The sequence below is a fragment of the Streptomyces lydicus genome, from assembly GCF_000717345.1.
GTDB lineage: Bacteria > Actinomycetota > Actinomycetes > Streptomycetales > Streptomycetaceae > Streptomyces > Streptomyces lydicus.
Genome location: NZ_JNZA01000002.1, coordinates 116,230 through 141,521 on the forward strand (window position 1 = coordinate 116,230; position 25,292 = coordinate 141,521).

General features: G+C 73.9%; 26 protein-coding genes. 13 read left to right on the forward strand and 13 right to left on the reverse strand.

What is annotated here, in order from left to right:
• Positions 1 to 3: 3 nt before the first annotated feature.
• Positions 4 to 813, forward strand: coding sequence for a class I SAM-dependent methyltransferase (locus OO62_RS02025; protein WP_033265372.1), 810 nt, complete (start codon positions 4 to 6; stop codon positions 811 to 813).
• Here OO62_RS02025 and OO62_RS02030 read toward each other — a convergent pair.
• From OO62_RS02030 to OO62_RS02045, 4 genes are read right to left on the reverse strand one after another with little or no spacing between them, the layout of a single operon-like run.
• Entirely contained in the window at positions 770 to 1,945 is a 1,176-nt protein-coding gene (locus OO62_RS02030) for an XdhC family protein (RefSeq protein ID WP_033265373.1), read from the reverse strand. The genes OO62_RS02025 and OO62_RS02030 overlap by 44 nt on opposite strands.
• Positions 1,938 to 4,070, reverse strand: a complete 2,133-nt coding sequence (locus tag OO62_RS02035) for a xanthine dehydrogenase family protein molybdopterin-binding subunit (RefSeq protein WP_033265374.1) — start codon at positions 4,068 to 4,070, stop codon at positions 1,938 to 1,940. The genes OO62_RS02030 and OO62_RS02035 overlap by 8 nt, the downstream gene beginning before the upstream one ends.
• Positions 4,067 to 5,059: an FAD binding domain-containing protein gene (locus OO62_RS02040; RefSeq protein WP_033265375.1), complete on the reverse strand. Its 993-nt coding sequence runs from the start codon at positions 5,057 to 5,059 to the stop codon at positions 4,067 to 4,069. Before OO62_RS02040 ends, OO62_RS02035 begins: the two co-directional genes overlap by 4 nt.
• Positions 5,056 to 5,613 (reverse strand): (2Fe-2S)-binding protein, encoded by a 558-nt coding sequence (locus tag OO62_RS02045; protein ID WP_033265376.1) that lies wholly within the window; start codon positions 5,611 to 5,613, stop codon positions 5,056 to 5,058. Before OO62_RS02045 ends, OO62_RS02040 begins: the two co-directional genes overlap by 4 nt.
• A gap of 392 nt (positions 5,614 to 6,005) precedes the next feature.
• Here OO62_RS02045 and OO62_RS02050 point away from each other — a divergent pair, with 392 nt between their 5' ends.
• The gene (locus OO62_RS02050) at positions 6,006 to 6,584 is read left to right on the forward strand and encodes a TetR/AcrR family transcriptional regulator (protein ID WP_033265377.1); all 579 of its coding nucleotides are present in this window, start codon (positions 6,006 to 6,008) and stop codon (positions 6,582 to 6,584) included.
• A gap of 26 nt (positions 6,585 to 6,610) precedes the next feature.
• Here the strand turns inward: OO62_RS02050 and OO62_RS02055 are convergent, their stop codons facing one another.
• On the reverse strand, positions 6,611 to 7,345 hold the full coding sequence (locus OO62_RS02055) for an SDR family oxidoreductase (protein ID WP_106974792.1): 735 nt from the start codon (positions 7,343 to 7,345) through the stop codon (positions 6,611 to 6,613).
• A gap of 180 nt (positions 7,346 to 7,525) precedes the next feature.
• On the opposite strand from OO62_RS02055, the gene rpmF reads away from it, so the two are divergent.
• The 5 genes from rpmF to OO62_RS02080 all read left to right on the forward strand — a co-directional run bounded on the left by rpmF (position 7,526) and on the right by OO62_RS02080 (position 11,724).
• Entirely contained in the window at positions 7,526 to 7,696 is a 171-nt protein-coding gene (rpmF, locus tag OO62_RS02060) for a 50S ribosomal protein L32 (RefSeq protein ID WP_033265378.1), read from the forward strand.
• A gap of 4 nt (positions 7,697 to 7,700) precedes the next feature.
• On the forward strand, positions 7,701 to 8,870 hold the full coding sequence (locus OO62_RS02065) for a GTP-binding protein (RefSeq protein ID WP_033265379.1): 1,170 nt from the start codon (positions 7,701 to 7,703) through the stop codon (positions 8,868 to 8,870).
• Between the two features lie 207 nt (positions 8,871 to 9,077).
• Positions 9,078 to 9,314, forward strand: a complete 237-nt coding sequence (locus tag OO62_RS02070; protein ID WP_033265380.1) for an acyl carrier protein — start codon at positions 9,078 to 9,080, stop codon at positions 9,312 to 9,314.
• A gap of 14 nt (positions 9,315 to 9,328) precedes the next feature.
• Positions 9,329 to 10,507 (forward strand): beta-ketoacyl-[acyl-carrier-protein] synthase family protein, encoded by a 1,179-nt coding sequence (locus tag OO62_RS02075; RefSeq protein ID WP_228332585.1) that lies wholly within the window; start codon positions 9,329 to 9,331, stop codon positions 10,505 to 10,507.
• Positions 10,508 to 10,551: 44 nt separating this feature from the next.
• Positions 10,552 to 11,724: an 8-amino-7-oxononanoate synthase gene (locus tag OO62_RS02080; RefSeq protein WP_051732532.1), complete on the forward strand. Its 1,173-nt coding sequence runs from the start codon at positions 10,552 to 10,554 to the stop codon at positions 11,722 to 11,724.
• Here the strand turns inward: OO62_RS02080 and OO62_RS02085 are convergent.
• The 5 genes from OO62_RS02085 to OO62_RS02105 all read right to left on the reverse strand — a co-directional run bounded on the left by OO62_RS02085 (position 11,702) and on the right by OO62_RS02105 (position 17,360).
• Positions 11,702 to 12,982, reverse strand: coding sequence for a cytochrome P450 (locus OO62_RS02085; RefSeq protein WP_033265382.1), 1,281 nt, complete (start codon positions 12,980 to 12,982; stop codon positions 11,702 to 11,704). The genes OO62_RS02080 and OO62_RS02085 overlap by 23 nt on opposite strands.
• Positions 12,979 to 14,115 (reverse strand): biotin synthase BioB, encoded by a 1,137-nt coding sequence (bioB, locus tag OO62_RS02090; protein WP_051732534.1) that lies wholly within the window; start codon positions 14,113 to 14,115, stop codon positions 12,979 to 12,981. The genes OO62_RS02085 and bioB overlap by 4 nt, the downstream gene beginning before the upstream one ends.
• 127 nt (positions 14,116 to 14,242) lie before the next feature.
• On the reverse strand, positions 14,243 to 14,959 hold the full coding sequence (gene bioD / locus OO62_RS02095; protein ID WP_033265383.1) for a dethiobiotin synthase: 717 nt from the start codon (positions 14,957 to 14,959) through the stop codon (positions 14,243 to 14,245).
• 51 nt (positions 14,960 to 15,010) lie between these two features.
• Positions 15,011 to 16,315 carry an adenosylmethionine--8-amino-7-oxononanoate transaminase gene (locus OO62_RS02100; RefSeq protein WP_033265384.1) on the reverse strand — a complete coding sequence of 435 codons (1,305 nt, stop codon included), beginning with the start codon at positions 16,313 to 16,315 and terminating at the stop codon, positions 15,011 to 15,013.
• Between the two features lie 46 nt (positions 16,316 to 16,361).
• Complete coding sequence (locus OO62_RS02105; protein ID WP_033265385.1) at positions 16,362 to 17,360, reverse strand: zinc-dependent alcohol dehydrogenase family protein; 999 nt, start codon at positions 17,358 to 17,360, stop codon at positions 16,362 to 16,364.
• Between the two features lie 108 nt (positions 17,361 to 17,468).
• Between OO62_RS02105 and OO62_RS02110 the strand changes: the two genes are divergently transcribed.
• From OO62_RS02110 to OO62_RS02135, 6 genes are read left to right on the forward strand one after another with little or no spacing between them, the layout of a single operon-like run.
• Positions 17,469 to 17,900 (forward strand): acyl-CoA thioesterase, encoded by a 432-nt coding sequence (locus OO62_RS02110; RefSeq protein ID WP_078616979.1) that lies wholly within the window; start codon positions 17,469 to 17,471, stop codon positions 17,898 to 17,900.
• Between the two features lies 1 nt (position 17,901).
• Positions 17,902 to 18,579, forward strand: coding sequence for an energy-coupling factor ABC transporter ATP-binding protein (locus OO62_RS02115; protein ID WP_051732536.1), 678 nt, complete (start codon positions 17,902 to 17,904; stop codon positions 18,577 to 18,579).
• On the forward strand, positions 18,576 to 19,232 hold the full coding sequence (locus OO62_RS02120) for a CbiQ family ECF transporter T component (RefSeq protein ID WP_051732538.1): 657 nt from the start codon (positions 18,576 to 18,578) through the stop codon (positions 19,230 to 19,232). The genes OO62_RS02115 and OO62_RS02120 overlap by 4 nt, the downstream gene beginning before the upstream one ends.
• The gene (locus tag OO62_RS02125; protein WP_199838917.1) at positions 19,229 to 19,810 is read left to right on the forward strand and encodes a biotin transporter BioY; all 582 of its coding nucleotides are present in this window, start codon (positions 19,229 to 19,231) and stop codon (positions 19,808 to 19,810) included. Before OO62_RS02120 ends, OO62_RS02125 begins: the two co-directional genes overlap by 4 nt.
• 6 nt (positions 19,811 to 19,816) lie before the next feature.
• The gene (locus OO62_RS02130; RefSeq protein WP_033265387.1) at positions 19,817 to 21,391 is read left to right on the forward strand and encodes an AMP-binding protein; all 1,575 of its coding nucleotides are present in this window, start codon (positions 19,817 to 19,819) and stop codon (positions 21,389 to 21,391) included.
• A complete protein-coding gene (locus tag OO62_RS02135) occupies positions 21,345 to 22,595 on the forward strand; it encodes a thiolase family protein (RefSeq protein WP_078616980.1) in 1,251 nt (416 codons plus the stop codon). Before OO62_RS02130 ends, OO62_RS02135 begins: the two co-directional genes overlap by 47 nt.
• An 18-nt stretch (positions 22,596 to 22,613) precedes the next feature.
• Here OO62_RS02135 and OO62_RS02140 read toward each other — a convergent pair whose 3' ends face one another.
• The 3 genes from OO62_RS02140 to OO62_RS36880 are packed head-to-tail and all read right to left on the reverse strand — an operon-like array spanning position 22,614 to position 25,179.
• Positions 22,614 to 22,955: a YbaY family lipoprotein gene (locus OO62_RS02140; protein ID WP_033265388.1), complete on the reverse strand. Its 342-nt coding sequence runs from the start codon at positions 22,953 to 22,955 to the stop codon at positions 22,614 to 22,616.
• On the reverse strand, positions 22,952 to 23,944 hold the full coding sequence (locus tag OO62_RS36315) for an MvdC/MvdD family ATP grasp protein (RefSeq protein WP_051732541.1): 993 nt from the start codon (positions 23,942 to 23,944) through the stop codon (positions 22,952 to 22,954). The genes OO62_RS02140 and OO62_RS36315 overlap by 4 nt, the downstream gene beginning before the upstream one ends.
• On the reverse strand, positions 23,941 to 25,179 hold the full coding sequence (locus tag OO62_RS36880; protein WP_051732543.1) for a M12 family metallopeptidase: 1,239 nt from the start codon (positions 25,177 to 25,179) through the stop codon (positions 23,941 to 23,943). Before OO62_RS36880 ends, OO62_RS36315 begins: the two co-directional genes overlap by 4 nt.
• Between the last annotated feature and the right edge of the window lie 113 nt (positions 25,180 to 25,292).

Consider the following 25,292-nt stretch of genomic DNA (forward strand, 5'->3'; position numbering starts at 1 on the left):
GGGATGCGGCGTACGGATACCGGGCGCTACGGCGAGGACGTCTTCCGCCCGGAGGAGACCGGCGAGGCCGACCGCATCGATCTGGGCGCGCTCGCCTACGACGGGGTGACCACCGCCCGGCTGGCGGCGCTGGGCGCCGGCCCCGGCTGGCACTGCCTGGACGTGGGCGCCGGAACCGGCACCGTCGCCCGGTGGCTGCTCACGTCGGCCGGGGTCACCTCCGTCCTGGCGGTGGACCGCGACACCCGGTTCCTCACCGACCGGCCCCCGGGGCTGGTGGTGCAGGCCGCCGACATCACCGCGCCCGGCTTCGACCCCGGCTTCTTCCACCTCGTGCACGCCCGCTTCGTACTGATGCACCTGCGCTCCTGGCGCCGCATGATCGCCAAGCTGAGCACCCTGCTCGTCCCGGGCGGGGTGCTGGTGCTCAGCGACGCCGTCGACCTGACGACCGCCGCCGCACCGGCCACCCCGTACACCCTGGTGATGCGCGCGATGTGGCGGGCCCTGCGGGAGACCATCGGCACGGACGTCTCCTGGGTCCCCGACTGCCCTTCCCTGCTGCTGGAGGAGGGGCTGCGCTCCGTGGCCGGCGAGATCCATGTGCCCCCGCTGCTCCCCGGCAGCCCGGTCAGCCGGTTCTGGGCCGACACCTGGGACCGCACCCGGGAGGCGCTCCTGGCGACCGGCCAGGTGGACGAGGCGCAGCTCGAACAGGCCCGGCAGGCCCTGGAGTCGCCGGATTCCGCCGCGCTCGCCCCCGGGATGCTCACCGCGTGGGGCTGGAAGCCGCCGCACCCGAGCGCCGCCTGACACCGGCCGCGCGGGGCATCGGCGGCCGGTCCTGGTGGATCGGTGTCCGCGACCCGGTCAGCGGCAGGCCCGTACCGCCCTGCCGGACCGCGACGATCTCCGCGGCGATGGACAGCGCGGTCTCCTCGGGGGTCCGCGCGCCCAGATCCAGGCCGATCGGGGAACGCAGCCGGGCCAGTTGGGCTTCGCCGACGCCGGCCTCGCGGAGGCGTGCGGTGCGGTCCTCGTGGGTGCGGCGCGATCCCATCGCGCCGACGAACGCGACCGGCAGCCGCAGCGCCACCTCCAGCAGGGGGACGTCGAACTTGGCGTCGTGGGTGAGGACGCACAGCACCGTGCGCTGGTCGGTCTCGGTGCGCCGGAGGTAGCGGTGCGGCCAGTCGACGACGATGTCGTCGGCCTCCGGAAAGCGGTCCCGGGTGGTGAAGACCGGGCGGGCGTCGCACACCGTCACGTGGTAGCCGAGGAACTTGCCCGTGCGCACCAGTGCCGCGGCGAAGTCGATCGCACCGAAGACGATCATGCGGGGCGGCGGCACACTCGACTCGACGAACAGCGTCACGGGGACCCCGCAGCGCGAGCCGCTCTCCGAGAGCTCGACGCTGCCGGTGCGGCCGGCCGCCAGCAGCGCGCGGGCCTCCGCCACCGCCGTACGGTCCAGCTCCGCCTGCCCGCCGAGACCTCCCTCGTACGTACCGTCGGGCCGTACGAGCAGGGCCCGGCCCAGGAGTTCGGCCGGGCCCCGGGCCACCCGGACCAGCGCCGCGGCCTCGCCGCGCGCGGCGGCCGACAGCGCGGCCGCGTACACCGCCCGGTCGGGCCCGCTCACCGGCGTGACCAGGACTTCGATGGTCCCGCCGCAGGTCAGGCCGACGGCGAAGGCGTCCTCGTCGCTGTAGCCGAACCGCTCCAGGACCGTGCCGCCGTCCTCCAGCGCCTGCACGCAGCTGTCGTAGACGGCCCCTTCCACACAGCCGCCGGAGACCGAGCCGACGGCCGTGCCCCGGCCGTCGACGGCCAGCGCGGCGCCCGGCCGGCGCGGTGCGCTGCCGCCGACGGCGACGACGGTGGCGACGGCGAACTCCCGTCCCTCCTCCGCCCATCGGTGCAGCTCGCCGGCGATGTCAAGCACCCGGTGCTCCCCCGGCCGCCCGCAGGACGCGGTCCGGCCTGATCGGCAGGTGCCGCTGACGTGCGCCGGTGGCGTGCCAGACCGCGTTGGCGATCGCCGCCGCGGCTCCCACGATCCCGATCTCGCCGATGCCCTTGATGCCGACCGGGTCGTCCGGGTCGGGGTCGTCCACCCAGTCGGCCTCGATGTGCGGTACATCGGCGTTCGCGGCGAAGTGGTAGCCCGCGAGGTCGGCGCCCACGTGGCCGCCGGACGCCTGGTCCCTGGTGGCCTCTTCGTGGAGTGCCATGGACAGGCCCCAGGTCATGCCGCCGATGAACTGGCTGCGCGCGGTGAGGGGGTTGACGATCCGGCCCGCGGCGAAGATCCCGAGCATCCGCCTGACCCGCACCTCGCCGGTGCTGACGTCCACCGCGACCTCGGCGAACTGCGACCCGAAGGTGTAGCGCTCCTTCTGCGTCTGCGCCAGCGCGCCCACGGCCGCGGAGGTGTCGGACCTTACGGTGATGCCCTCGGGCGGGACGGCGCCGCCCAGCGCCAGCCGCTCCCGTAGTTCGCCCGCCGCAGTGATGATCGCCCAGGCCCACGAGCGGGTGCCCATCGAGCCGCCCGCGAGGATCGCCGGCCCGAAGGAGCTGTCCGCGATCCGCATCCGGATGCGCTCGGGCGACACCTCCAGCGCGTCGGCGGCGACCTGGGTCAGCGCGGTCCGGGCGCCGGTACCGACGTCGCTGGCGGCGATCCGTACCGTGAAGGTGCCGTCCGCCTCCGCCGTCACGACGGCGGTGGAGGGCGCCGACAGCATGGGGAACGTGGCGGCGGCCATGCCCGTGCCGAGCAGCCAGCGCCCGTCGCGGCGGATGCCGGGTCGTGGGTCACGGTCCGCCCAGCCGAATCTGCGGGCGCCTTCCTCGTAGCAGGCGACGAGGTTGCGGCTGCTGAACGGCAGTCCGGACAGCGGCCCCACGACCGGTTCGTTGCGCACGCGCAGCGCGATCGGGTCGACGCCGCACTTCTCGGCCAGTTCGTCGAGCGCGGATTCCAGTGCGAAGGAGCCCGGCGCCTCACCCGGTGCGCGCATGTAGGTCGGGGTGGGGACGTCGAGCGGGACGACGCGGTTGACGGTGTGGTGCGCGTCCGCGTCGTAGAGCGGGCGCCCGAAGTCGGCGCTGCGCTCCATGAATTCGTACACCGTCGACGTCTGGCAGTCCGCCTGGTGGTCGAGGACCCGCAGCCGCCCGTCGGGGTCGGCGCCGAGCCTGACGCGTTGGGCCGTGGGGCTGCGGTAGCCGGTGAGCGTGAACATCTGCCGACGGGTCATCACGACCCGGACCGGGCGGTGCAGGACGGTCGCCGCCATCGCCGCTCCCACCGCGTGCACGCGGGTCCCCTTGGACCCAAAGGCGCCGCCGATGTGTTCGGAGCGCACCCGCACCGCGTCCGCGTCGAGCGAGAACAGCTTCGCGAGCTCGTCCGCGACGAACCTGCTGCCCTGGTTGGAGTCGATGACCTCCAGCCGGCCGCCGTCCCAGTGGGCCGTCGCCCCGTGCGGCTCCATCGGGCTGTGGTGCTCTTCCGGTGTGGTGTACTCCGCCTCCACGACGACGGCGGACGCGGCGAGTGCGGCCGCCAGGTCGCCCTTGCCCGCCGCCGAGCCCTCCGGCGTGTGCATGCCGGACCGGCCCGCGGAGAACGCGACGTCGTGCGGTTCGGTGTCGTACTCGACCGTGAGGGCCTCGGCCGCCTCCCGGGCCTGCTCGGAGGTTTCCGCGACGACCAGGGCCACCGGCCAGCCGACGTACGGCACCCGGTCGTGCTGGAAGAGCTGGAGGACCGGGTCGGGCGGCCCCAGCGGTCCCATGTAGTCGCCTTCGACGCGTGGGGCGTTGCCGTGGTGCAGCACGGTGAGGACGCCGGGCATCGCGAGGACGGGATCGGCCGCCACGGACCGGATCCGGCCACGGGCGACGGTGGACAACACGAGCCAGCCGTGGGCCAGTTCGGCGAACGGTATCTCGCCGGCGTAGCGGGCCGCGCCGGTGACCTTGGCCAGGCCCTCCACCCGGGTGTGGGCGGTGCCCACGGCTCCCGTCAGCGCGCTGCTTCCCGTCGTCGTCGTGGTCATCGGCCGGCCTCCTCGGCGAGCTCGGTCAGCAGGGCGACGACGAGATTGCGCATCAGTGTCACCTTGTATCCGTTGTCGGGCAGCGCCTGGGCGGCTGCCAGTTCGGCGTCCGCGGCGGTGCCGAACGCCTCGGCGCTCGCCGGCCCGCCGATGAGCACCCGCTCGGCCTCTCGGGCCCGCCACGGCCGGGACGCCACCGCCCCGAAGGCGAGCCGCACGTCATGGACGACGCCGTCGCGGACGTCGAGGGCGGCCGCGGCCGAGCCGATCGCGAAGGCGTAGGAGGCGCGCTCGCGCACCTTGCGGTAGCGGGAGAGGGCGGCCACCGGCGCCGGCGGGAGGGTCACCGCGGTGATCAGCGCGCCGGGCGGCAGCGCGGTCTCCTGGTGCGGGGTGTCGCCCACCGGCAGATAGAACTCCGCGAGCGGCACCTCGCCCGGGCCGTCCGCGGTCTCGTACGAGACGACGGCGTCGAAGGCCGCCAGTGCCACTCCCATGTCCGAGGGGTGCACGGCCACGCAGTGCGCGGAGGCACCGAGGATCGCGTGGTTGCGGTGCTCGCCCTCGACGGCGGGGCAGCCGCTGCCCGGGGTGCGCTTGTTGCACGGCTTGGACAGGTCGGTGAAGTAGCCGCAGCGGGTGCGCTGCAGGAGGTTTCCGCCGACCGTGGCCATGTTGCGCAGTTGCCCGGAGGCGCCGGCCAGTACGGCCTGCGTCAACGCCGGGTACCTGCGGCGGACTTCGGGGTGTGCGGCGAGGTCGCTGTTGCTGACCGTGGCGCCGATGCGCAGCCCGCCGTCGTCGGTGGCCTCGATCCGGTCAAGGGGGAGGTCACGCAGGTCGACGAGGAGGGCGGGCCGCTCCACGCCGGCCTTCATCAGGTCGACGAGGTTGGTGCCGCCGCCCAGGGCGCGCGCCTCGGGGTCGGCGCCCAGTACGGCGAGCGCGCCGGGCACGTCATGGGCCCGCTGATAGCCGAATTCCCTCATGCCGTCACCTCCGCGTCGCCGGTGACCTCGGCCCCGGCCGCCCGTGCGACCGCCTGGACGATCGAGACGTACGCACCGCAACGGCACAGGTTGCCGCTCATCCGCTCCCGTATCTCCTCGGCGGTCAGCGGCGGCACCTCGGGCCCGGGCCGCACGTCGGCGGTCGCGGCGCTCGGCCAGCCCGCCGCGTGCTCCTCGATCACCGCGATGGCCGAACAGATCTGCCCCGGTGTGCAGTAGCCGCACTGGTAGCCGTCCAGATCGAGGAATGCCTGCTGCACCGGATGCAGCCGCTCACCGTCCGCCACACCCTCGATGGTGGTGATCTCCCGCCCCTCGGCGGCCACCGCGAGCTGGAGGCAGGAAACGGTCCGGCGGCCGTCGAGCAGCACCGTGCAGGCACCGCACTGGCCTTGGTCGCAGCCCTTTTTGGTGCCCGTCAGATCGAGGCGTTCCCGCAGGGCGTCGAGCAGGGTGGTGCGGTGGTCGACGGGCAGCGCGTGCTTTTCGCCGTTGATGTTCAGGGTGATGGCGCTGGACGTCGATAGGGCCATGAGCAGCCTTCTTTCGCGTATGAGAGGCGCGGCGGGCATCGGGCGCGAGCCTGACGCCGGCGTGGTCGAGCGGGGTCGAGCGGGAACGCGTGAGCAAGAGGCACTGACCCACGGGAGCGACGTGGCGCAGGGGACGGTCCCGGTGGACAGGTCCTTGAGAGATGGCGCTGTACGGTGCGTCGGCTCGGGCGCCGAGGGGGTGTGGGGCGGATGCGAGGGGTACGGAGGAGTGACAGACCGGCCGCGGCAGCGCCCGACCGTCCACGCCGGCCGCATCTGCCGCTATGGTGGAGCTAACCGGACAGCTGTCCGCTACGTGAAAATCTACCGGACACCTGTCCGGTTAGCAAGGCCGGCGGCTCCGCAAATTCCGGAAGCCGGAAGGAGGACGCGTGCAGCAGAAGAAGGACGCGCCCCTGCGCTCGGACGCGCAACGGAACCGCGAGCGCATCCTGGAGGTCGCACTCGCCGAGCTGACCCGCTCGGCCGACGCCCCGCTGAGCGCCATCGCGAAGAAGGCCGGCGTCGGACAGGGCACCTTCTACCGCCACTTCCCCAACCGTGAGTCGCTCGTCCTGGAGGTCTACCGCTACGAGGTCCAGCAGGTCGCCGACGCCGCCGCCCAGCTGCTGGAGACCCGCGCACCCGACCGGGCCCTGCGGGAGTGGATGGACCGCCTCGCCCAGTACGCCATGGCCAAGGCCGGCCTGGCCGACGCGATGCGCAAGGCCACCACCGCCCGCGGCACCCTGACCAGCCTGGGACACGGCGCGGTGACCTCGGCCGTCACCCTCCTGCTGGAGGCCAACGAAGAGGCCGGCACCATCCGCCCCGGGGTGACCCCCGACGACTTCGTGCTCGCCATCGCCGGCCTCTGGCAGATCGATCCGCACAGCGACTGGCAGCAACGCGCGGGCCGCCTCCTCGACCTGGTCATGGACGGCCTCCGCGCCGGCGCCCCCAGCCGCTGAACGAGGCGCCCCGCCTCCCGCCGGCCCTACTGCGCGGCCGCGGCCGGGCGCACCACGAGCTCGTTCACATCGACCTGCGGGGGCTGGGCGACGGCGTAGGCGATGGCGTCCGCGACCGCGACGGCGGGCAGCGCGGCGGAGCGGTACGTCTCCATGGCCTGCCGGGCCTGCGGGTCCGTGAGGGAGTCGGCGAGCTCGGATTCCGTGACGCCGGGAGAGACGACGGTGACCCGGATGTCGCCGCCGGACTCCTGACGGAGCCCCTCGGAGAGCGCGCGCACCGCGAACTTGGTCGCGCAGTAGACGGCGGCCGTCGGCGACACCTCGTACGCCCCGACGGAGGCGATGTTGACGAAGTGTCCGCCGCCCTGCGAGCGCATCACGGGCAATGCGGCGGCGATGCCGTGGAGCACGCCGCGCACGTTCACATCGAGCATCCGGTCCCAGTCGGCGACACGCAGCGCCTCCAGCGGCGAAAGGGGCATCACCCCGGCGTTGTTGACCATGACGTCCACCCGTCCGAACGCGGCGCGGGCCGCGTCGACGAAAGCGCACACGTCGTCGGCGTCGGTGACGTCCACGCGCCGGTACGCGGCCGTACCTCCGGCGCCGACGAGCTGGCCGGTCAGTGCCGCGAGGCGGTCGGTGCGGCGTGCGCCGAGGAAGACGCGGTGCCCGTCGGCGGCCAGCCGGCGCGCGGTCGCCTCGCCGATACCGCTGCTGGCGCCGGTGATCACCACGGTCTTGGGATTGCCGTTCACATCTGCTCCTTCGGGCCGTTGACTGCGACCAGGTTCTGCCGCCGCCGGCGGGCGGGCCAGGCCGGGCCGTTCCTGGGTGCCGTGCACCCACCCGGGCAGCGGAGGACCCCCATTTGGAAATGGGATCCATTTTCAGTTAACTTGGGTGCTCCGACCCGCCCGTCAACAGGAGGTCAGAGCATGGCCGTGCCCAAGCGGAAGATGTCCCGCAGCAACACCCGTCACCGCCGCGCCCAGTGGAAGGCCACGACTCCCCAGCTCGTGCCCGTCACCGTCGACGGCTCCTCCCACCTGGTACCGCAGCGCCTGGCCAAGGCGTACGCGCGCGGCCTGCTGCGCCCGGAGAGCTGAGCCGGTGGCGCACGACCGACTGCCCGTGACGGTCCTCTCCGGCTTTCTCGGCGCCGGGAAGACCACGCTGCTCAACCACGTTCTGGGCAACCGCGAGGGCCTGCGCGTCGCGGTCATCGTCAACGACATGAGCGAGATCAACATCGATGCGGCGCTGGTGCGCGGCGGTGCGGCCGCGCTCTCGCGGACCGAGGAACGCCTGGTCGAGATGACCAACGGGTGCATCTGCTGCACATTGCGCGACGATCTCCTCGAAGAGGTCGGGCGACTGGCCCGCGAGGACCGCTTCGACTACCTCCTCATCGAGTCCAGCGGCATCTCGGAACCGATGCCGGTCGCCGCCACCTTCGCCGTCCCGCACGACGACGGAGCGACCCTCGGGGACCTCGCGCGGCTCGACACCATGGTGACCGTGGTCGACGCCGCCGGGTTCCTGCCCGAGCTGGAGGCCGGCGACGGGCTGGCCGAGCGGGGGCTGGCCCCGTACGAGGAGGACGAACGCACCGTCAGCGACCTGCTGATGGACCAGGTCGAGTTCGCCGACGTCCTCGTCCTCAACAAGACCGACCTGGTCGACGCGGAGAGCGCCGAGCGGCTGCGGGCCGCGCTCGCCCGGCTCAACCCGGCCGCCCGCATCGTGCCCGCGCGGCACGGCCGGGTGCCGGCCGTCGAACTCCTCGGCACCGGGCTGTTCGACCTGGAGAAGGCCCAGCAGGCGCCCGGCTGGGTGCGCGAACTCAACGGCGACCACGTACCGGAGACCGAGGAGTACGGCATCTCCAGCACGGTCTTCCGCGCCGACGCGCCGTTCCACCCCGGCCGGCTGTGGGACTTCGTCACCGAGGGCCTCGACAGCGGCGCGTACGGCCGGATCCTGCGCTCCAAGGGCTTCTTCCGGCTGGCCGGTCGACCGCGGGTCACCGGGCTGTGGTCGCAGGCCGGCGCGGTCGCCCGCTTCGAGCCCGCCGGCGCCGGCGCCGCGGGGGACGGTCAGGGCCAGGAACTGGTCTTCATCGGCACCGGGTTGCGCGCCGAGGAGCTGCGGGCGGCCCTGACCGACTGCCTGCTGGCCGACGGGGAGCGGCCCGCCGGCGACCCGTTCCCCGCCTGGGACGCCTACGGGCCCGACGCGTCCTGCGCACACGAGCACCCCGAGCCGGTGGCGCGGCGCTGACACGCTCCGGGCCGGGCGGTGGTCGCAGCCACGGCACCGCCCGGCCCGGTACTCCCCCACGGGCCGCCACCGGGCCCGCCGGCCCGGTCCCGACGCGCCGCACGCGCGAAAAAGCGCAGGTCGGAGCGGCACAGACAGGCACCCCGTCGAGCGGTAAACTCCGGTCGGCGCGTGCCTGGACGTTCGTTCATGGGGAGGCCGTAGCGGATGAGCGATGCAGTGTTCGAGACAGTCCGGTCGTGCGCGGTGGAAGTGCTGCAGGTCGCGCCGGAAGAAGTGACCATGGAGGCGGACTTCACGGATCACCTGGGGGCCACCAGCCTGACCCTCGTGGAGCTGGTCATGGCGATCGAGGAAGCCTGTTCCGTCGATCTGCCCGATGACGGCGTCGAGTCCGTACGGACCGTCCGCGACGCCTGCGAGTTAGTGCGCGCGCGGATATGAGGGGCGACCGGCGGGTGGTCGTCACGGGCCTGGGCAGCGTCACCGCCGCCGGCGCCGGCCGCGACGCCCTGTGGGCGGACCTGCTGGCGCCCCCGTCGCCGGGGCACCGCCCGGTGGACGGCTGGGACGCCACGCCCTGGATGGATCGGGCCGCAATCCGGCACACCGACCGCTGCACCCAATTAGCGGTGGCGGCGGCCGAGTTGGCGGTCTCCGACGCAGGGGGCGCGAAGACGCTGACCGCGAGCGGCCGGCCGGAGCACGCGGGTGTTGTCCTCGGCACCGCACTGGCCGGGGTGACCACCATGGAACGGCAGTCGCTGGTGCGCGAGGCGCGCGGCGACAAACGCGTCTCGCCGTTCGTGGTACCGATGATCATGCCCAACGCGGCGGCCGCCGCCGTGTCCCAGCGGTTCAACTGGCAGGGGCCCTGCGAGACCCTCACCACCGCGTGCTCCTCGGGGACGCACGCCATCGCCGCGGCGGCCCGGCTGATCGCGTACGGCATCTGCGACACCGTGCTCACCGGCGGCACCGAAGCCGCCGCGTACGGCACCGTCCTCGCCGGGTTCAGGAACATGCGGGCGCTGTCCGGCACCGGCCGCACCCGCCCCTTCGACAGCGGCCGGGACGGCTTCACGGTCGCCGAGGGCGCGGCGGCGCTGGTGCTGGAGGCGGAGGACACCGCGCAGGCACGCGGCGCCAGGATCCTGGCCGAGGTGCTCGGCGCCGCGAGCACCGCCGACGCCTACGACGTGACCATGCCGCTGCCGGACGGCTCCGGCGCCGCCCGGTGCATGGACCTGGCCCTGCGGGACGCGGCGCTCGCCCCGTCCGACGTGGCGCAGATCAACGCGCACGGGACCGGCACGCTCCAGGGCGACCTCGCCGAATCACGGGCCGTGCAGCGGATCTTCGGCGGCGACGGGCCGCCGGTCACCTCCGCCAAGGGCGCCACCGGCCACGTCTTCGGGGCCAGTGGCGCGCTGGAGGCGGTGGCCGTGGTGCTGTCCATGACCCACCGTCTGATCCCGCCCGTCCAGGGCCTGACGGATCCGGATCCCGAGCTCGCCCCGGGGCTCGACCTGGTGCGGGGGAAGCCGCGCCCGTGGACGCCGGGGCCGGTGCTGTCCAGTTCGTTCGGCTTCGGCGGCCACAACGGGTGCCTGGTGCTGGGGCCGGCCGGGGCGTGATCACGGGCGCGGCAGCGCGCCGGAAGAACCGAGGGAGCTGTTGCATGGACCGTCCGGAGCACGCCCGTCAGCCGTCCCCCGAGGCCGTGTTCGGCTGGCTGGACGACAGCGCCCGGCGCCGGGAGCGCGCCGGGCTGCGCCGTCACCTGCGGGTCCGGGACGCCACCGACCCGGGGATCAACCTCGCCGGGAACGACTACCTCGGCCTCGCCACGCACCCCGAGGTCACCGCCGCGGCGGCCGGGGCCGCCACGGTCTGGGGAGCCGGCGCGGGCGCGGCCCGGCTGGTGACCGGGACCACCCGGCTGCACGAGGAGCTGGAACGGGAACTTGCCGCGTTCTGCGGCACCGAGGCCGCCCTGGTCTTCTCGTCCGGCTACCTGGCCAACCTCGGGGCGCTCACCTCCCTGTGCCGGCCCGGCAGTCTGGTGGCGGCGGACGCGACCAACCACGCCTCGCTGATCGACGGCTGCCGGCTCTCGGGCGCGGAGGTGGTGGACCTCCCGCACCACGACGCCACCGCGCTGGAGAAGGTGCTCGCGGACCGGCGGCAGCCCCGTGCGCTGGTGGTCACCGAATCCGTCTTCTCGGTGGACGGCGACCTCACGGCGCTGGACGAGCTCGCCGCCGTCTGCCGCCGGCACGGCGCCGGGCTGCTGGTGGACGAGGCGCATGCGCTCGGTGTGATCGGGGAGCGCGGCCAGGGCGCGCTGGGCGCGGCCGGGCTGGCCGGGAGCCCGGACACGGTCGCCACGGTCACGCTGTCCAAGTCGCTCGGGGCACAGGGCGGCGCGGTGCTGGGCCCGCGCCGGGTGATCGAGCACGTGCTCAACAGCGCCCGCGGTTTCCTGTTCGACACCGGCCTCGCCCCGGCCTGCGCCGCCGGCGCCCTGGCCGGGCTGCGCGTCCTGGTGCGGGAGCCCGGGCGGGTGGCCCGGGTCCGCGCGGTGGCCGCCCGGCTGCACGCCGGGCTGGCCGCCGCCGGGCTGCCGGTGGCCCCCGCGCAGTCCGCCGTGGTGTCCGTACGGGCCGGGTCCGCGCACGGTGCCGTCGCCTGGCGGGACGCCTGCCGGGCGGCGGGCGTCGAGGTGGGGTGTTTCCGTCCGCCGTCGGTGCCGGACCGGTTCTCCCGGCTGCGGCTCACCGCCCGGGCGGACCTGACCGATGATCAGGTCGACCGGGCGGTGCAGGTGATCACGGACTGCCGTCCCGGCTGACCGTCGCGGCCCTGCGGACCGGCACGGCCGGCGGGGCACGGAACGACAGCAGCCCGCGCATCGGGACCGTGCGCGCGGGACCGGCGAGCCGCAGATCGGGCAGCCGCGCGGAGACCGCCCGCAGCACGGTCTCCGCCTCCATACGGGCCAGCGCGGCGCCCGGGCAGCGGTGCCGGCCCAGGCCGAAGGACAGATGCTCCCGGCCGTGCGGCCGGTTCGGGCGGAGCTGCTCGGGGGCCTCGAACACGGCCGGGTCGGACCCGGTGGCGGCGAGCATCAGCAACAGCTTGGCGCCCTGCGGCAGTTCGACGCCGCCGAGGCGGGCCGGCCGTGCCGTCACCCTCCGCCAGGTGGTCAGCGGCGGTTCGCGGCGCAGCATCTCCTCGGCCCAGGCGGCGGCCAGGGCCGGTTCCCGGCCCAGCCGCGGCCACAGCCCGGGGTCGGCCAGGGCGCGCAGCAGCATCGTGGCGAGCATCTGTCCGGTGGTGGTCTGCCCGGCGATGACCATGAAGTAGCAGACGGCGACGATCTCCTGGCGGCTCAGCGGCGTACCGTCCGGCTTCCGGTGTGCGGCGAGCCGGGCGAGCAGGCCGGTGCCGCCGGGCGCCGCCCGCTCGGTGAGGCCGTCGAGCCACTGGTGGAACTCGGCGGCCAGCCGGGCCAGCGGCAGTTGGCGCTCCCGGGGCGGGACGCCCCAGAACAGCTCCAGTGAGGCGTCGTTCCAGCGGGCGAGCAGATCGATGTCCACATCGACGTCGCCGGCCAGCCCCAGTACCCGGAGCATCACCTCGAACGGCAGGTCCCGGGTGAGGGTGACCACCAGGTCGCAGCTCCCCCGCTCCGCCAGCTCCTTCTCGATGCGGTCCAGACGCGGCGCCATCAGCTCGTGGACCAGCGGTACGGCGGCGGTCACCCGGTCCCGGCGGAGCATCCCGGTGATCAGCCGGCGCAGGCCGGCGTGGGTGTCCGTGCCGTTGTTGGCGAGCGTCGGCGGCAGCGTGAATCCGGCCGCCGCCAGGCAGCGCAACGCGGGCACGGACAGCGGGACCACCGCGTCGAGCGCGTTGTCCGGACGGTACAGCTCCGGGTCGAGCAGCACCCGTCGCACGTCACGGTGGGTGCTGACGAGCCAGAGACCGGTCCCCGGGTCGTGGTGGACCGGCCTGGTCTCCCGCAGCGTCGCGTACACGGGGTAGGGATCGTGCAGGAACTCCGGCGCGAACAGGTCCACCGCCGGGCAGGGGTGGCCGGAGGTCACCTCTCGGCCTGCTGCTCGGGGGTGCGGGGCAGGGCGTTGGGCGGCAGCTCGGTGCCCGTACCGCGCCGGCGGACCTTGACCACGTCGTCCCGGTGCTCGGGCATGGTGGTCTCCGACATGCCCTCGACGACGAAGCCGGCGTCCCGGATCATCTCCAGGTCGGCGGCGCCGGGCTGGCCCTCACTGGTCAGATAGTCGCCGAGGAAGATCGAGTTGGCGATGTGCAGGGCCAGCGGCTGCATGCCGCGCAGGTGGATCTCCCGCCCGCCGGCCAGCCGGACCTCGACGTCGGGGCAGACGAACCGGACCATGGCCAGAATGCGCAGGCAGTGCTGCGGGGTGAGGGCCCACTCGGTGGCCAGGGGCGTGCCCTTGAAGGGCATCAGGAAGTTCACCGGCACCGAGTCGGGGTCCAGGGCGCGCAGCGAGAACGCCACCTCGACCAGTTCCTCCGGGCCCTCGCCCATCCCGGCTATCAGCCCCGAACAGGCCGACAGTCCGGCCGCCTTGGCCTGTTCGACGGTGTCGACCCGGTCGGTGTAGGTGTGTGTGGTGCAGATGTCCGCGTACCGGTCGCCCGCGGTGTTGAGGTTGTGGTTGTACGCGTCCGCGCCGGCCTCGGTGAGCTGCTCGGCCTGGCCCTCGGAGAGCAGGCCGAGGCAGGCGCAGACCTCGACTCCGGGGCTGTCCTCACGGATGGCGGCGATGGTGTCCGCCACCCGTCCGATGTCGCGGTCCGTCGGGCCGCGTCCGCTGGCCACCAGACAGACCCGCTTGGCGCCCGCGGCGACGCCCTGCCGGGCGGCCTCGGCGGCCTCCTCGGGCTTGAGCCAGGTGTACTTGAGGATCTCGGCCTTCGAACCGAGCCGCTGCGAGCAGTAGGAGCAGTCCTCCGGGCAGAGGCCGCTCTTGAGGTTCACCAGGAAGTTGAGCTTCACCCGGCGGCCGAAGTAGTGGTGGCGCACCCGGGAGGCTCCGGCGACCACGTCGAGGACGACCTCGTCGGGGGTCTTGAGGAGGGCCAGGGCCTCGGCGGGGGTGGGTAATTCGCGGCGCAGCGCCTTGTCGACGAGTGTGCCGATCAGCTCGTGGTGGGTGGTGTGGGCGTGGGCGTCGGTGGGAGTGAGTTCCACGGGTTTTCCCTTCCCGTACGGACGTGTGCGAGCCGTTCTCGGTACGGCTGTCCCGGGGCCGAGTATTCTCCGGGCCGCCGTGCCGGGAAAGGACGCAGTCCGGCCAGCGGTGTGCGGGGGCTTCCGCTCAGGAGTGCCACCGTGCGACGAGGTCCGCGGCCTTGAAGTCCCCGCCCAGCGGCGCGCCCAGGCCGGCCCGGGCAGCTGCGGCGAAGGCGTCGCGGTCCAGCGCCGCCATGCCGGGCGGCAGGGCTCCGATCAGCGGTGCCGCGGTCATGTCGGGGAGGTCGGTGAGGTTGCAGCGCATGGCCAGATCCGGCTGTGCGGGCCAGCTGCCGATGACCACTCCGGTGAGGTGCGCGCCGCGGCGTGCCAGCGCCTCGGCGGTCAGCGCGGCCGAGTTGAGGGTGCCGAGGCCGGCGGTGGCGACCATGAGGACCGGTGCCGCCAGCTCCGCCGCGAGGTCGGCGAGCGTCCATCCCTCGTCGTCGAACCGCGCCAGCAGCCCGCCCGCCCCCTCGATCAGCACGAGGTCGTGGTCCGTGTCCAGCGCCCGCACCGCCTCGGCCACGGCCTCCTTCGGCAGTCCCGGCAGTCCCGCGCGGCGGGCGGCGGTGGCGGGCGCCAGCGGCTCGGGGTAGCGCGCGAGTTCCCGCGTGTCCACCGGGCCGGCCAGCCGCACCACCTCGGCGAGGTCGCCGTCCTGGTGGGACGCCAGTCCGGTCTGTGCCGGTTTCACCACGGCGACGCGTTGTCCCGCGGTGTGTGCGAGTGCCGCCACGGCAGCCGTGGTGACGGTCTTCCCGACCTCCGTGCCGGTCCCGGTGACGGCCAGCAGCGCCATGTCTCTCCCTCGTCTCGGCCCGATGCCCGCGTCGCTTCGTGCCCGTTGCCGTCAGCCGGCCCGTGCGGCGGCCACGACTGCCGCCGCGATCCTCGCCACGTCGTCCGCCGAACAGAGGTAGGGCGGCATGGTGTAGACGAGGTCGCGGAACGGCCGCAGCCACACGCCGTGGCGGGCGGCCGCCGCGGTCGCCGCGGCCACGTCCACCGGGTGGTCCAGCTGGACCACCCCGATGGCACCCAGCACCCGTACGTCCGTGACGCCCGGCAGTTTCACCGTCTCGGCCAGTCCGTCCCGCAGGCCGGCCTCGACGCGTGCCACGTCCTGTCGCCAGCCGCCGTCCGCCAGCAGGTCCAGGGAGGCGCCGGCGACCGCGCAGGCCAGCGGATTGCCCATGAACGTGGGCCCGTGCGCCAGGACGGGGACCTCGCCCTCGGAGATCCCGCGGGCCACCTCGGTCGTGCACAAGGTGGCCGCCAGGGTGAGATACCCGCCGGTGAGGGCCTTGCCCACGCACAGCACATCCGGCCGTACGCCGGCGTGTTCGGCGGCGAAGAGCCGTCCGGTGCGGCCGAATCCGGTGGCGATCTCGTCGAGCACCAGCAGCACCCCGTGCTCCCGGGTGGCCTCGCGCAGTACGCGCAGGTAGCCGGGGTGGTGGAAGCGCATGCCGCCGGCTCCCTGCACCACCGGTTCGACGATGACGGCGGCCAGTTCCGGCGCGTGCCGGGCCACCGTCGCGGCCAGGTGGTCGGCGTAGCCGGGATCCACCGGGGTGTCGAAGCCGCCCGGTGGCGCGTCGGCGAAGACCTGCGGCGGCAGTACGTCCCGCCACATGCCGTGCATCCCGCCGTCGGGATCGCACACCGACATGGCGTGCAGGGTGTCGCCGTGGTAGCCGCCGCGCCAGGTCAGCACCCGGTGCCGTTCCGGCCGGCCGCGTGAACGCCAGTACTGCAGGCACATCTTGAGCGCCACCTCGACCGACACCGAGCCGGAGTCGGCCAGGAAGACGTGGTCCAGGCCGTCCGGGGTCAGCGCGACCAGCCGGGCCGCCAGCTCCACCGCCGGCGCATGGGTGAGCCCGCCGAACATCACGTGGCTGATCCGCCCGAGCTGCTCCCGCACCGCCGCGTCCAGCGCGGGGTGCGCGTACCCGTGGATCGCCGCCCACCAGGACGACATCCCGTCGATCAGCTCCGTACGGCCCTCGAACGGCGTCGCCAGCCGCAGCCGTACGCCGTGTCCGGACTCCACGACCAGCGGGGGCGGCGCGCCGGGCAGCGGCGCGTAGGGGTGCCAGACGTGGTGGCGGTCGAACGCGAGTAAGTCCTCAGGCGTCACGGCCGAGAGCATAGGCGCGTCGCGCGGCGCGCGGAATGGCGCCTCGGGAGCCGGCCGGTCAGCCGGTGAGGCGCAGCAGCACCTTGCCCGGCCGGCCCGGTTCGGCGTCCCGCCGCAGTGCCCCGCGCACGGCGGACAGCGGGTACACGCCCGCCACCTGCGAGGCGGCGGTGCCGTCCAGGACCAGCTCGTAGACCTCCGCGAGGGCTTCCGTGAGACGGTCCGGATCCGTGGTGTGCACATGGTGCACCCAGTCCCGGAGCCGGAACAGGACGAGACGTACGTCGGGCCGCGCGGCGGGCAGTTCCGCCGGCAGCGGGCGTCCGGAGAGCAGGCCGTAGTGCACCAGGGTGCCGCCGGTGGCGAGGACGCGGCCCAGCTCCGCGCCCTCGGCCCCGCCGACCGCGTCCAGCACCACGCCGGCCCCGCGGCCGCCGGTGAGTTCGCGCACGGCCTCGCCCGCGGCACGGTCGGCGGTGCACACCGCGGCGGTCAGTTCGGTCCCGGCCAGCCGCGCCAGGCCGCGGGGGTGCCGGACGACGGCGACCGGCCGGATCCCCGCGCGGTTCAGCATCCGGATCAGCATCCGGCCGATGGCGGAGGCGGCGGCGTTGACCACGACCACCTCCGCCCCGGCCGTCAGCACGTACTGACGGACCATCAAGTGCGCGGTGAGCGGGTTGATGTACGCGGTGGCGGCCTGCTCGTCGTTGAGTTCGGGGCGGACCGGGAGGCACCACCGGCCGTCGGTGATCTTCGTCTGCTGCCAGGCACCCGCGCTGCCGAGCGGGAGCACCCGCTGCCCGGGCTGGAGGTCCCGCACGTCCGGGCCGGTCTCCTCCACCACCCCGACGCCTTCGAAGCCGGGCACGAACGGCAGCACGGTGCGGGAGGCGTACGCGCCGGAAATGGTCACCAGGTCGGACGGGTTGACGGCGGCCAGCAGCATGCGGACGGCCACCTCGCCGGGCCCTGGCCGGGCCGGCCGGTACTCCTCGGTGCCGACCACCTCCGCGGCCGGGCCGAATGTCCTGACGATGCTTCTGAGGCGGGACATCGGCGAAGTCCTCATACGGTGGTGACAGTTGGGCGGCGGTCTGGGTACCGTGCTGTGCGCAGGCACAGTCACAGACAGCTGGTGACCCTACACGGATTGCGGGGGTTCGTGCGGCAGCGAGTTCCGTTCTCGGACGTCGACATGCACGGTCATGTGCACAACGGCGTGTACTGCTCCTACGCGGAGACCGCGATCAACGAGTTCCTCCGCGAGGCGGGGCTGTCCGAGCGCTTCGACCCCCGCGCCGACTCCCACGGCGTCGTGTACCACGTGAAGAAGGTCGAGCTCTGCTACGACGGTTCGGCGGGCTTCGACGACGTCCTGGACATCACCGCGGGCGTCCAGCGGATCGGCTCCAGCAGCCTGACGTTCTCCGCCACCATGGTGCACGCCGGGGACCGCGCGCCGGTCGCGCGCGCCGAGGTCGTCTGGGTCTGCGTCGACCGGGCCACCGGCCGGTCCCGTCCCGTCCCCGCGCCGACCCGCGAGGCGCTGGCCGCCGCGGACGCCCCGGCGCCTGCCGCGACCGAGGGCCGGTGACGTGCGCATCACTCTGCACGGCGTCACCGTGCGGTTCGGCACCCGCACGGTGCTGGACGCGCTGGACATCGAGCTGACCGAGCAGCGGATCGGGGTGATCGGCGCCAACGGCTCCGGGAAGAGCACATTCGCCCGGCTGCTCAACGGCCTCGTCCTGCCCGCCGAGGGAACGGTTCTGGTCGGCGGCCACGACACCGCGAAGGACGTCCGGCGGATCCGCCGGCAGGTCGGGTTCGTCTTCCAGAACCCCGACAACCAGATCGTGCTGCCCCTCGTCGAGGAGGACATGGCCTTCGGCCTGCGGAACACCGGTGTGCCCCGCAAGGAGATACCGGGCCGGGTCCGCGAACAGCTGGCGCACCTCGGCATCACGGCCCTCGCCGACCGGCCCAGCCACGCCCTCAGCGGTGGCGAGAAGCAACTCGTCGCACTGGCCGCGGTGCTGGTCATGCGGCCGGAGACGGTGGTGTTCGACGAGCCGACCACCCTGCTGGACCTGCGCAACCGCAATCTGATCCGGGACACCGTCGCCGCCCTGCCCCAGCAGGCCGTCGTCCTCACCCACGACCTCGACCTGCTGACCGGCTTCGACCGGGTCCTGGTCCTCGACCGGGGCCGTGTGGTGCACGACGGCCCACCGCGGACCGCCGTGCCCTGGTACGTGGAACGCTGCTCATGAGGATGTCGCTGTACGTCCCCGGCACCTCCCCGCTGCACCGGGCCGGGGCCCGGTGGAAGCTGGCGGCACTGCTGCTGTGCGGCGTGGCCGTCTTCCTCACCACCTCCGTGGCCGTCCTCGGCCCGGCCGCCGCCGTCGCCCTGGCCCTGCTGCTGTCCGTACGCGCACCCCGGGAACAGCTCGTCCGGCAACTCCGCGGGCCGCTCCTGGTCCTGGCCGCCGTGGTGGCGGTGGCCGCGCTCACCGAGTCGGTGCACGCGGCGCTCGTGGTGGGGCTGCGGCTGGTCGTGCTGCTGCTGTCCGCGCTGAGCGTCACCCTCACCACCCGGACCTCGGAGCTTCAGGACGTGCTGGAGCTGGTGCTGCGGCCGCTGGACCGGGCGGGGCTGGTGAACGCCTCCGCCGTCGCGCTGGCGGTGTCGCTGGCGCTGCGCTTCATCCCGGAGGTGTTCCGGCAGTTCCAGGAGATCCGGGAGGCACAGGCGGCGCGCGGTCTGCGGGGCAGCCCGCTCGCGCTCGTCGTGCCGCTGGTGATCCGGGTGCTGCGGTCGGCGGAGGACATCGCGGCCGCGATCGACGCGCGCTGCTACCCGCCGGCCCGTACCGGCGACCTCGACCGTCATGAACGGCTCAGCGGAAAGGCACCCGGATGACCGCACGCACCCGTCCTTTGATGTCCACCCAGGACATCGTGCTGATCGCCCTGTTCTGCGCGATCATCGTCGCCCTGGGGCTGATCCCCCCGGTCAACATCGCCATCGTGCCGGTACCGATCACCCTGCAGACGCTCGGGGTGATGCTCGCCGGAGCGGTACTGGGTCCGGTCCGCGGCGCGTGCGCCTGCGCGCTGGTGGTGCTCCTGACGGTGCTCGGGCTGCCGGTGCTGGCCGGCGGCCGCGGCGGACTGGGCGTGATACCCGGGCCGACCGGCGGCTATCTGCTGGGCTGGATCCCCGGTGCGTACGTCACCGGGCTGCTGGTGAAGACGTTCGCGCTGCGGGTGAGCCGCCGCGGCCCGCAGCTCGCCGCCTACTTCGCGGCCTGCGTCGCGGGCGGGCTGGTCGTCGTCTATGCGATCGGCATCCCCTGGACGGCGGTCAGCACCGGTCTCGGCATGGGCAAGGCCGCGGTCGGCGCCCTGTACTTCGCGGTCGGCGACACGCTGAAGGCGGCGGCCGCGGCGGCCGTGGCGCACAACGTACGCCGCTCCTACCCGATCGAACCGAGGTGAGCACGGATGCCGTTGGCACAGCGGGTTGCGCGGACGGGGACGGGGCCGCGCCGCGAGGAGCCGGCCTTCATCCTGGACGGGCACTCCCTCACCCATCGTCAGTTGACCGAGCGCGCCGCGGCGGTGGCCGCGGGTCTGCGGGCGTTACGGCCGCCGGACCGGCCGTGGCTGCCGTCCGGCGCCCCGCTCCTCGCTCTCGGCACGGGCAACCACCCCGCCTTCGCCGAGCTGTTCACCGGCGCCACCGCGGGTGACGGCGTCTGCGCCGTCCTCGACCCGCAGTGGGGCACGGAGCAGACCCGCGCGGTACTGGAACGGCTCCGCCCCGACCTCCTGGTGCTGTCGGCCGGACAGACCGCGCTGCACGATGTCGCGGAGCGGCTCGGCATCCGCACGCTGCTCGCCGGGGGCGCCGGCGCCCCCGGCTCCTACGAGGAGTGGCTCGCCGCGGGGCTCGGCGCCGACCCGTCGGAGCAGCTGCGGGCCGGCGACGACTCCACTCCCTTCCTGGTCGGGTTCACGTCCGGGAGCACCGGCCTCCCGCAGGCGTTCCTCCGGTCCCGCGGCTCCTGGCGGATCAGCCTCACCGAGGGCCGGAAGGTCTGGGGCATGGACGCGGGCCGGCACACGCTCGCGCCGGGGCCGCTCGCCCACGGTCTGAGCCTCTACGCGCTCGCCGAGTGCCTGGAGAGCGGGGCGGCCTTCCACGGGCTCGGCAGGTTCGACGCCGCGGCGGTGCTCCGGGAGCTCGAACGGGCCCCGGTACGCCGGCTGATCGTGGTGCCGACCATGCTCCGCGCGCTGTGCACGGCCGCCGCCGGGACACCGGACGCGCCCGGGCAGCGGTTCGCCGCCGTCGAGACGGTGGTCAGCGGAGGTGCCAAACTCCCTCCGCAACTGCTCGGCCCCGTCGCCGCGTTGTTGCCCAAGGCGCAGGTGCGGGAGTACTACGGCGCCTCCGAACTCGGCTTCGTCACCGTGGGCTCGCCCGGCCCCGAAGCGGCCGACCAGGACGTCGGCACGCCCTTCCCCTCCGTCACCCTCGAACTCCGCGACCGCGAGGGCGCCCCCGTACCGCCCGGTTCGCCCGGCGTGGTGCACGTACGCAGTCCGCTGGTCTGCGACGGCTATGTGTGGGGCGAGGGCAGCTTCCGCACCGAAGGGGGCTGGGCCACGGTCGGGGACACCGGCCGGCTCACGCCGGACGGGCACCTCCATCTCCTCGGCCGCGGCGGCATGGTGATCACCGGCGGGCTGAACGTCTACCCCTCCGAGGTGGAGAACGCGCTGATCCGGCTGGAGCAGATAGACACCGCGCTGGTGACGTCGGTGCCCGACAGCTATCTGGGCCGGGCCCTGGTCGCCGTCGTCTCCGGAGCGGGCACGCAGGGGCTGAGCCAGGCCGCGGTGCGCGACCTGTGCGCCGCCGCCCTCCCCCGCTACCAGGTCCCCCGCCGTTTCTACACCCTGGACTCGTGGCCGCTGACGTCGAGCGGCAAGATCGCACGGGGCCGGGTCGAGGAGTGGATCGCCCATGACGACGCACGGCTCGTCCCGCTCCCGGACGCGTCCGGTGACTGACGCCACCGGGTACGACCTCCCCGACGACCGGCAACCGGTGGTGGTCGCCGCCCGCCGGACCCCGATCGGCCGGGCCGGCGGCGCGCTGGCCGGCGTCGAGGCGTCGCAGCTGCTCGCGACCGTGATCGGGGACGTGCTGGCCGACGCGCGCGCCGACGCGGCGGAGGTCAGTGAGGTCATCGTCGGGAACGCGGCCGGCGGGGGCGGCAACCTCGCGCGGCTGGCCGCGCTGGAGGCGGGACTGCCGACGGAGGTGCCCGGCGTCACCGTGGACCGGCAGTGCGGCTCCGGGCTGGAGGCGATCGTCCTCGCCTGCCGCATGGTGGCCGCCGGGGCCGGCGAGGTCTGTCTCGCGGGCGGCGGCGAGAGCGTCAGCACCGCCCCCTGGCGGGTGCGGCAGCCGTCCCGCCCGGGCGGGCTCCCCGAGTTCTACGCCCGCGCCCGCTTCGCCCCGGAGTCGGTGGGCGACCCCGAGATGGGCGTGGCCGCGGAGAACGTCGCCACCCGTTACGGCATCGGCCGCCGCCGGCAGGACGAGTTCGCCCTGCGCAGCCACCGGCGCGCCGTCGAGGCCCAGAAGGACGGCCGTTTCACCGCCGAGATCACCCCGGTGCGCACGGCCCGTGGCACGGTCACCGTCGACGAGTGCCCGCGTCCCGACACCTCCCTGGCCGCGCTGTCCGCGCTGCGGCCGCTCTTCGCCGCCCCCGGCGAGGGCACGGTCACCGCGGGCAACTCCTGTCCGCTGAACGACGGCGCGGCCATGGTCGTGGTCACCAGCCGGTCGCGGGCCCGCGCGCTGGGCCACCGTCGCGTCCTCGGCTTCGTCGAGGCGAGCGCGGCCGGTGTGGACCCCAATCTGCTGGGCATCGGCCCGATCGCGTCGACCCGGCGCCTGCTCGCCCGGTGCCCGGACCTCGCCACCGCCGAACGCATCGAGTTCAACGAGGCGTTCGCCGCCCAGGTCCTGGCCTCGCTCGACGCGCTGGGCATCGCCGAGGAGTGGATCAACCTCGACGGCGGTGCCCTCGCCCTCGGCCATCCCTTCGGTGCCTCCGGCGCGGTCCTGGTGACCCGCCTCTTCACCCAACTCGTCCGCGCGCCCGCGCCGGACCTCCCGCTCGGCGCCCGCGGCCTGGCCATGCTGGGCATCGCCGGCGGGCTGGGACTCACCGCGCTGTTCGCCTCGCAGGGGACGGACTGAGCGGCAGCGGCGCGGCGTTCAGACCGTATTGACCGGCGCGGTCAGCTCCGCGGTGGGCTCCGGGGGAACGGCGATCGCCTCGGTGTTGATCAGGTCTCCCGACTCGACGGAGCCCGTTCCGGCGAGGTCGATGTGGACGCGGAGGCCGTAGGTGCCGGCGGGGTCGAGGTCCGGCACCTCCACGCTGAAGGGGAACCGGCCGTGCGGGGCCAGCGGCACGTCCGTCAGCACCTGGGCGGCCACCACCGTGGAGGGGGCGTCGGCCAGCGAGACGTCCCGGACCTCCACCAGGACGCGGGCGGCCGGGGTGGCGGGCGCTTCGGCGGGCAGGGCCACGACGCCGCGGACGAGGCGCGTCATGCGGCACTGCCGGCCAGGGGCGGCGGTGCCGCCGTGCGTTCCGGCTCCCGGTCGTCGAGCCGAGCCAGGAGCGCGGCGACCGCCGCGGAGATCGGCAGACCGGTGCGGTGCTCCACGAAGAGCCATTGCCCCGCCGGGTTGACCTCGAAGAACACATACTGCCCGTCCGGGCGGCGGCGCAGGTCGATGGCGCCGTACACCAGGCCGAGGCTGCTCATCAACTGCTGCAGGGCGTCGGTGAGAGGCCGCGGAAGCGTCACCGGCCGCACCGGAGCCTGGTCGACCACCGTCCTCATGTCGACGGGGTAGCTGGTCCCGGAGGCGTCGATCTCGGCGGCGAAGACGCGTTCGCCGACCACCGTGACGCGCAGATCGGCCCCGGGGACGAACTCCTGGAAGATCACCGGCGCGTAGCGGACCGCGTCGAGCTGCGCCAGGTCCTCGGGCCGCACCAGTCTGGTTTCCCGCCATGCCTCCGTGTGGGCCAGGAACGCCTTGAAGACGGTGCGTCCGACGCCGATGTCCTGGATGAACCGGCGGGCCCGCTCCGGCTGGTTGGTGACCAGCGTGCGCGGCAGCGTCAGGCCGGCCCGGCGGGCCGTCTCCCACTGGTAGGGCTTGTGGTGCGCGAGGGCATCCAGGGTCGGCGGGTTGACCCAGGTGCAGGGCAGCGAGTGGAACAGGCCGTGCAGGGACTGGCTGGTCTCACTGGCCGCGAAGCCCTGGTCCCGGGCGGTGCGCAGTAGCTGATCGACGGTGAAGGGGCGCACCCGGCGCCACCAGGCGGCCCGGCAGCCGCCCAGGGACGCGTATCCCGTGCGGGTGGTCAGGCCGCAGTCCGGCCGCTCCCCGTCCGCGTAGGCGAGGTTGATCACCGCGTGGGCGGGGAAGTCCGCCAGGTCGACCCGGACCACCTCGCGGCCGGCGCGCTCCAGCCGGCGCACCACGTCCAGGGTGTGGTCCTCGTCGTAGGAGACGACGAGAATCATGACAGCTGCCCGGTGCTGCCCCGGCCGGCGAGCAGCGGACCGACCTGGGCCAGCAGGCTGTGGTGGCTCGCGGACACGGCCGCGAGGTCCTGCTGGAGGGAGCCGAGCAGCTGGGTGAGCCGGTGCACCTGCTCACCCAGTCCGTCGGGCGATCCGGTCAGGGCGGGCGCCTGATGGGGTGTGGCCAGCACGAAGGGGCTGCTGCCGGCCGGGCTCTGCAGTTCCAGGGGCGGTGGCGGCTTGGGGGGCGCGTCGTGCACCGGGTCCTTGGCCTGTTCCTTGAGAGTGAAGTCGGCGACCGGATCCTTGGCGAACTCCTTCGCCGTGGGCAGGGCGTTGGGGTACAGGGTCTGGACGCCGGCCAGATCGCCCTGGGACAGCCCGGTCCGCTGGCCCATCACCACGCCGGGCGGGAGCGGCTGCTTGGCGACGATGGTCGGCTGGTTCGGGTCGATCGCGAAGGCCCCGGGTGAGTAGTGCATGATCGAGCCGTAGTCGTACGGCCCGATGTCGTCACCGTCGGAGATCTGCTGCAGGAAGTTGTGCTGCTGGTTCGGGTCGATGTTGCTGAACACGATGGTGACGAAGCGGTCGCGGTCCTCCCGGCTCTGCTCGTGCCACAGGCCCACGGTGTGGCCGATCTCGTGGATGGCGTTGCCGGCGGAGCAGCCGTCGCCCAGCGTGATGAGTTGCATGCCGCCCTGCCGGCCGACCGAGGAGGAGCAGCCGTCCCCGGGGACGAAGCGGACGAAGTCGGGGAAGAGTGGCGCGCTGTCGGCGGTCCGGGACTCGAACTGGATCCGGGTGCGGGACCTCCAGTGGGCGAGCGCGTCGAACACCCGGTCCGGGTCGGGAAGGGCCGGGTCGATCTCGAACGGGACCACGGCGTTCGGCCAGCGGAACTGCTGTCCCGTGATGCCGACGGAGTGGAACAGCATGGCGTTGCCGCCTTCGGCCGCGGCCTTCTGCACCTCCTTCACGGTGCCGATCACGATGTCGCCCTCGACGACGGCCATTCCGTTGACGTCGGCGTACTGGACGCCCTTCGCCCGGAACGTGGCCCCGTCCAGCAGCGCGGTGCCGCAGATCGGACCTGACCGGTACTCGCCTCCGCCGCCTGCCGCGGCCTTGCTCTCTCGTGCGCCCCGGGCGGCTGCCGGTTTGCGGGCAGGGGTGGCCTTGCGGCCGGTGGTCTTCTTCGTCCGGCGGGGGGACTCGGACGGGCTGGCGTTCATCATTCACCTCGGTGCGTGCGGGCAGGCGCTCTCGGCACCTGCGCTCTCTTCCACCCGGCTTCCCTTGCGGTGTTGCGACCGTCCGGCGCTGGAACGGATCCACCCGGACGGCA